Here is a 6034-nt window from a genome sequence, read left to right on the forward strand (position 1 = left end):
TGGTATGATGAGGTCTGAAAAATTATGATATTTAATGATGTAGTAGAAATAATCAAACGTCTTTCGACAGATGAAAAGGAAGAAATTCAATTATTGTTAAAGGAATATATTTGTGAAGAAAGACGTGACGAAATTTATGATAATTTCATGTTAGCCAAAATTGAAGAAGAAAAAGGGAAACTCAAGTTTTCCTGAAATGTTAACGATCTCAGATAACTAATATCAACTATAGAATAGGGGAAAAAGGTTTAAATTTACTTCCAGATTCACTACATCCCCACACTCCCCCCCTATATTTTTAAATAGAACCCATTTGGGATCTATCAGGCAAAGCGAGGCGAAGTCAGACCTTAATACTAAGGAACTTCGGCTCAAAAGTTTCCATTTTCCATATCAATCATCCATTTAACTGGTTTACGAATGTATGTAGAAACTGCAAGTTGAATTTCCACAAAACCTCTAATATCATCACTGTCTTCGACTACAGTTTCCATAATGCGTTTACGATGTTGGACACGACGATTCTTTGATAACAAGCATAAGACTTGGTTAGATACAAATATACGATGATTAACCCTGCAGACTAGCGCCTCTGCCACACCAAGTTGAGTTACACTCACATTTGGTGCTTCAAGTAGGAGTTTCTCAAGTGCTTGTTGATGATTCGTATTATCTTTTAAGTGGTAGTGAACTAGAGAAAGGCCAAGATAAGCAACTGCTTTACGGAAGTTTTTCTCTAATCCTATTGCTCTATTGAAACTAGAGCGAGCCTCTCGGAGCAAACTATCTTTCTCTTGCTCAGAAATACTTGCCTGTTCAAGGGAACGTAAGGCAGCAGATAAATCAGCCTGAGACAACCGATCTATCTTTGCATCAACAGAATCAATTATTCCCGTTAGTGCAGCTATAGATAATGCGATTTTAGCGGTAGAAAATATCAGACCAATTTCCATTTCCATTTCCAAACTCCTAGACAAGATAGGAAAATTATCATTTGTGAGCTGTCTAACTTAGAATTGTATCGCAGTTGTGGTACAATATCCTGTATAAGGTAAAAATATCGCCAAAATTTCAAACCCTTCTTACTCACCATCTGAATTTGTTCTGGAATGAGATGAATTATAATTAATGTTGTCATAATTAAGTTCTTCAGTATTGAAATAATTATACAAAGTTGAATATAGTTAAACATTTACTATGATATACTAGATTTATATCTAATTTATTAACAATATCTGAAGCAGCAGAACTCCTGAGAGTACCAACAAATAAAAGAAGCAGCTGACTACTTAAAAATGAAGTCAATAAAGACTAAACTCAAAGTCAATAACAAACAAAAAACACTGCTCGCTAGACACGCTGGTGTGGCTCGTCATGCATATAACTGGGGATTAGCTACTTGCATTTCTGAGTACGAATCAACCAAGAAACGCCCTAGTGCTATCAGTTTGCATAAGCGTTTAGTAGCTGAAGTTAAATCAATTAATCCTTGGTACTATGAGGTATCTAAATGTGCCCCACAACAAGCATTAAGAGACTTAGAAAGAGCATTTGAAAATTTCTTAACTATTCCTAAATGTGGATTCCCTAAATTTAAGAAAAAGGGGAAAAAAGACAGTTTCTATCTAGAAGGAAGTATTAAAATTATTCAAGGAAACTACATAAAACTACCAAGAATAGGAATAGTGAAAACTTATGAAATCTTACCCACTGTACCAGTAAAAAATGTCACAATATCAAAAAAAGCAGATAATTGGTACATTAGTTTTAAATATGACTATCAAACAAACCCTACTGCAAAAGGACGAGATATTATCGGTGTAGATGTTGGTATAAATACTCTAGCAACTTGCAGTGATGGAAGCCAATTTGCTAATGTCAAACCCTATAAGCAAGCAAAAAAACGACTAACTCGTTATCAACGCCGTGTCAACAAAAAAGAGCCTGGTTCCAGAAACAGAGCCAAAGCGGTAAAAAAGCTAGCCAAAGTTCACAAGAAGGTAGCTGATATTAGAGCAGACACGCTCCATAAACTCACAACATGGTTAGCTAAAAACCACAGCACCATTATAATTGAGGATTTGAATGTGAGTGGTATGCTCAAAAACCACAAACTAGCGAGTGCAATAGCAGATTGTGGCTTTTATGAATTTAAGCGTCAGCTTACATACAAGTGTGAGTGGTACGGTTCAAACTTAGTAATAGCAGATAGATTTTATCCAAGTTCTCAATTGTGTTCTCATTGTGGACATCAACAGAAAATGCCATTACATAAGAGAACTTACGAATGTAGAAACTGTGGTTTCTCAGCAGACAGAGACTTTAACGCTGCTGTCAATTTGGAAAACTATATACATCAGTAGCTTGAGTTCCAAGCGATTTTAAGCCTGCGGAGAAGATAAGTTACAGACTGCGGTCAGTGGTCTTCTGTGAAACAGGAAGCTAGCTCCAAAGTTCAAGATATTATTTTGGGTAAGTTTGGATAAGTTTAGTAGAACGGTAGAGTCAGTCTATCTGAAGCAACTATTGGTGGCAAACTTGATTGTAGTCAAGGTCATTTCTCTAATTCTGAAATTAGCCCATATACCGAAGAACCTAACAATAAAACCATTGATATAGACTATCCAGAATTTAACTTTTGGCTATATTCATTAGACACATTCATCCCCATAGTTGACCTACATCAACAAACATATTGGCTGCCAAATTCTCAAAAAGGTCAAGAAATTCCATTAATATTATTCAAAGTAAAAGCTGGTCGCTTATTAAGATGGTACTTATGGGTTCACATCATCTTTGGTTGGATATTAACATCCCTCTGGGTAGCAGGTTTCAGTGGTTTAGTTCGTGGGTAGGTCAGTTATCAGTTATCAGAAATAATATCAGGTTGCACTAATTAACCACAATATAAAAAGACGGTATAGATAATCTACTCATCTTTAGATGACTTAAGCTATCAGTCAAGGATTTCAATCCTTGGCTTGGCTTGGCTTGGGGAGGTTGGCTTGGGGAGATTGGCGAGCCATCGGGTATAAAGTTGTGTGGCTTTGTCATCCGCCAATCCGCCAAGAAATAAATTTCTTGGCTCACAGCAGAAGTCATCTAAAGATGACTAAAGATAGCTGATTTATTATGGCTAATTAAAATGAAGGCAGAAGGCAGAAGTTATATCATGTCCGGATAATTAGTTATAAAAAAGTTTTTGTTTGTAGTAGGGCTTTAGCCCTAAGCATAGATCTTTCTGGGGCTAAAGCCCTACTACGAGCTTTAATTATCACTATTCAACCGGACATGATATTACAGCATATTTCGGGCAAATTGCGATCAAACTACGTTTAGCTGCGCGATCGCACTCCCACTCACTTATTCTTAATTATCTTTATTTTTCATTCTAATAAGCACCTACGCAGAGCGAATTACTTACTTCAAAAATACACCAAAATTTCCTTTAAATCAATACAGATGTATTCCTTATATATCAATACTTTTAGCGAATGGCCAAAAAAGCCTGATAACTACGTTTTGCTGTGCTATGACACCCTATTTTTCCCCCTAAATAGCTCATTTGAACTTTTTTGGGAAAATTCAGTTTAAATTCCAAATATATTTTACAAAAAATATAAGCTTAACTAATATTAACTTTTTTGCCCCACTGTTGGACAGAAATTGTCCATTCTTTACCGAATAATTAAGGTAAAATTCCTCTTCTTTTCAAGGAGATGTAATTATTCATTATTCATTATTCATTATTCATTGTTGAACCCCTACTCCCTAAAGTTTGAACCACAATTAAATCCATATACCACTGAATTATTGGCGCCAATAAACTATGAAGTTTATCCAGCAAAGTCATTTCTAAACCAGGAGCGATCGCGAAAGTTTTCTTCTTCATTCCCCGGACAATTTCAACAGCCATATCTTCAGCACTCCAGATTCCAGAAGTTGCAGTAATACGTTTAGTTTCCAAAGGCTTAGTTTTATTCTCTACTTCCAACTGTGGCGTATCTGTATCTGGCGGATAAACTACAGAAACAGAAATTCCAGACAATTTCAACTCTCCACGCAGAGATTCTGCCAAACCTCTAATGGCAAATTTACTAGGGCAATAAGGGGTATAACCATAAATTCCAATCAAACCAGCACCAGAAGAAATCATCACAATATGCCCTTTTTTTTCTTGTTCCATCATTGGTAAAACTGCCCGCACACAATAGAGAGAACCAAAATAATTAATTGCCATAGTCTGCTCAAAAATTTCTATTGGCAACTCTCGAAAATAACCAGGGTGGGAAATACCAGCAGCAGTAATCAACAAATCTGGCGTACCTATTTCTTTGACTGCTTGATGGATGGCAGTTTCTGTTGCTTCCCGGTGCACAACATCTGTGGGGATAGTAATAATTTTTTGTTCTGGGTTAAGGATAGTAGCAGTTATTTCCGCTTTTGCTGCCTCCAGTTTTTTTTGGTTACGAGCAATAATTGATATATTGCTTCCTTCTGTAGCAAGTAGTTTAGCTATTTCTTTACCTATACCACTAGAACCACCCGTGATAATTGCGTGTTGCCACATAATTTTCTAGATTTTCTAGTAAATCTTAACCATAAAATTAGATTTTACCACAGTATTGATGTCTCCAGGCGTTAAAACAGCCTGGATTCTAAGCGGATGTGCTTATACGGGCGCTATTGCCACGCAACGCACTGCTTACGATATTTTTGAGTTAGATTATCCAACTTATATCGCTGTGGGAGCATCAAGACTCCCCTACAGACCTTGGCTAGATTAATTTCTAGCTGTGTCGATACTTTTCTTAAAATATTGGCTGCCCCATTCGTATCAGCATTGATTAATTGACCTGTTGCTGAACGATACAAGCCACGATTGACGCGCTTTCCTGAAGCTTCCCACCTTTTCCTACGGAATGCTACGCAAACGGGTTTCTCACCAAATGTCGGCAGAAAATCATCCGATACGAAAACTAGCCTTACTTGTGTAACTTTCCTCAGTCTCAAGAAACTTAATCCCATACTGCTCAGACAATTGAGCTATCCTGGCTTTTAACTTGGCTGTAGGTATTTGAACAAACTGTTGGTTATTTTTCTTACCAATGTTAATACTATCTTTTTGACGCTGATTCCAGCCAAAAACTATTGTACCTATTTGATGCTCAATGCACCAGTTGATTACAAATCTGGCTGCTTTGTTCACATTATCCCGCATCTGACGGTTGCGCTTTTCAGTAATAGCTGCTAACTGATCATCCCAATAGTCACCAGGCTTACCTGCTTTGATTTTAGCTACTTGCTTGTTGTACCATTGATTTTGAGATTTAACCTTTTTTCCATCAACTATAAAAGCTTTTCCCACATTACTCACACAGGTTAACCAGTTATTTAATCCTGGGTCTATACCTAAGACGTTTTCTGCTATTAGCTGGCCTTTTTTAGGTTCTGGTTGGTCATAGACAAACTCTAGTTGACATCCTCCCCGGCTGTTAGGCACGGGGATTCCTGCCGAGCCTTAGCTCCTGGGTGGGTTGACGTTTTGCGCTCCGCAAAGCTCCGCTAACACAGGCTGCCGCTACCTTGGCGCTAGTCTTACATGTGGTTTCACGAATTTCCTCTTCCGCTTTTTCTTTGCGTTGATCTGTAATTTCTATGTGGGTTACCATAGCATGCCATTTATTATTAAAAATTGGTATATATATTGAGCCTATTTTACCAAATTGTAGGACTTAGTTAATGTAAGGTGGGCAATGCCCACCCTACGATATTAACTTAAAGCTTCTGCTGGAATGCCTAAAATATCTTCACTCTTGGGCATTTCTTCTAATGGAATAACTCGTCCTTCCTCTTCAAACCCTGTCATTTGAGCGGAGTTAAGATAACGGTACAATTCATCAGCAAAGGGATCAATTTTTTGCGTTACAATCTCCATATATTCTTCAACCGTGGGAATCTTTGCTACTAAAGCACACACCGCAGCTAACTCCGCCGAACCTAGGTAAACTCTTGCACCTTTACCCATACGATT

Annotated in this window: 7 protein-coding genes; 3 read left to right on the top strand and 4 right to left on the bottom strand. The window is 37.5% G+C overall.

Features of this window, described 5'->3' with window-relative positions:
* Positions 1–24: 24 nt before the first annotated feature.
* Entirely contained in the window at positions 25–195 is a 171-nt protein-coding gene (locus F6K23_RS10630; protein ID WP_293154487.1) for a hypothetical protein, read from the top strand.
* A 176-nt stretch (positions 196–371) separates the two neighbouring features.
* On the opposite strand, the gene F6K23_RS10635 is transcribed toward F6K23_RS10630, so the two are convergent.
* Entirely contained in the window at positions 372–953 is a 582-nt protein-coding gene (locus F6K23_RS10635; protein WP_293154490.1) for a hypothetical protein, read from the bottom strand.
* Between the two features lie 342 nt (positions 954–1295).
* Between F6K23_RS10635 and F6K23_RS10640 the strand changes: the two genes are divergently transcribed.
* The gene (locus F6K23_RS10640) at positions 1296–2363 is read left to right on the top strand and encodes an RNA-guided endonuclease TnpB family protein (RefSeq protein WP_293154493.1); all 1068 of its coding nucleotides are present in this window, start codon (positions 1296–1298) and stop codon (positions 2361–2363) included.
* Positions 2364–3739: 1376 nt separating this feature from the next.
* Here F6K23_RS10640 and F6K23_RS10645 read toward each other — a convergent pair.
* Positions 3740–4570 carry an SDR family oxidoreductase gene (locus F6K23_RS10645; RefSeq protein WP_293154496.1) on the bottom strand — a complete coding sequence of 277 codons (831 nt, stop codon included), beginning with the start codon at positions 4568–4570 and terminating at the stop codon, positions 3740–3742.
* Positions 4571–4628: 58 nt separating this feature from the next.
* Between F6K23_RS10645 and F6K23_RS41725 the strand changes: the two genes are divergently transcribed.
* Complete coding sequence (locus F6K23_RS41725) at positions 4629–4787, top strand: hypothetical protein (RefSeq protein ID WP_367267679.1); 159 nt, start codon at positions 4629–4631, stop codon at positions 4785–4787.
* A gap of 176 nt (positions 4788–4963) precedes the next feature.
* Here the strand turns inward: F6K23_RS41725 and F6K23_RS10650 are convergent, their stop codons facing one another.
* Together F6K23_RS10650 and F6K23_RS10655 are read right to left on the bottom strand one after the other, a co-directional pair.
* Positions 4964–5503: an RNA-guided endonuclease TnpB family protein gene (locus F6K23_RS10650; RefSeq protein ID WP_367267680.1), complete on the bottom strand. Its 540-nt coding sequence runs from the start codon at positions 5501–5503 to the stop codon at positions 4964–4966.
* Positions 5504–5773: 270 nt separating this feature from the next.
* The coding region (locus tag F6K23_RS10655) for a hypothetical protein (RefSeq protein ID WP_293154499.1) at positions 5774–6034 on the bottom strand (261 nt) is incomplete at its 5' end.

It is taken from the genome of Okeania sp. SIO2C9 (assembly GCF_010672455.1).
GTDB lineage: Bacteria > Cyanobacteriota > Cyanobacteriia > Cyanobacteriales > Microcoleaceae > Okeania.

Excerpts from the sequence above, each read along its gene's own strand:
- F6K23_RS10630 (WP_293154487.1), top strand. The coding sequence starts at position 25 with ATGATATTTAATGATGTAGTAGAAATAATCAAACGTCTTTCGACAGAT.
- F6K23_RS10640 (WP_293154493.1), top strand. The coding sequence starts at position 1,296 with ATGAAGTCAATAAAGACTAAACTCAAAGTCAATAACAAACAAAAAACA.
- F6K23_RS41725 (WP_367267679.1), top strand. The coding sequence starts at position 4,629 with ATGTCTCCAGGCGTTAAAACAGCCTGGATTCTAAGCGGATGTGCTTAT.
- F6K23_RS10645 (WP_293154496.1), bottom strand. The coding sequence starts at position 4,570 with ATGTGGCAACACGCAATTATCACGGGTGGTTCTAGTGGTATAGGTAAA.
- F6K23_RS10635 (WP_293154490.1), bottom strand. The coding sequence starts at position 953 with ATGGAAATTGGTCTGATATTTTCTACCGCTAAAATCGCATTATCTATA.